Source organism: Bacillus sp. JJ1764, assembly GCF_036962145.1.
GTDB lineage: Bacteria > Bacillota > Bacilli > Bacillales > Cytobacillaceae > Neobacillus.
In genome coordinates, this window is the sequence record NZ_JBALNY010000023.1 from 13,983 (window position 1) to 14,446 (window position 464).

At 27.4% G+C, this 464-nt stretch carries 1 protein-coding gene; it reads right to left on the reverse strand.

The window, feature by feature from the left end:
• On the reverse strand, window positions 1-464 hold a 464-nt coding region (locus tag V7083_RS03930; RefSeq protein ID WP_335475593.1), incomplete at both ends, for a hypothetical protein.

Here is a 464-nt window from a genome sequence, read left to right on the forward strand (position 1 = left end):
AAAAAATCTTAATTGATTATTTTCTTTTAATATTCCTTGAACTTTTGGATTTGAAATAAAATTATTTAAAATCCCTTGTAACATAGTCAGTAGTGATTGACTTTGTCCGGAATACTTACTTTTACCCGCCTTACAATATAGTATTAAGGTTTGCATCATATTTGAAATACTGTATAAACAAGGTACATAAAACTCTTCTAATTCATTTTTTATCACATATGTAAATGCCCATGTACAATTTTCCATTCGTGAAAAAAAATAATTATCAGTTGACGAGCCAAGGTCCGCCTCGTTTTTCATAATTGATTTCATATTTATTAACATTGCCATAACATCTAAGTTAATTTTTTGAAATTGCCTTTGGATTTCCTCTATGTCACCACCCTTAACTTTCCTATATGCATAATAAAAGCTCGAATAATAGAACAGTGATTCTTCATTATAAATTCCATTATAAATTTTAT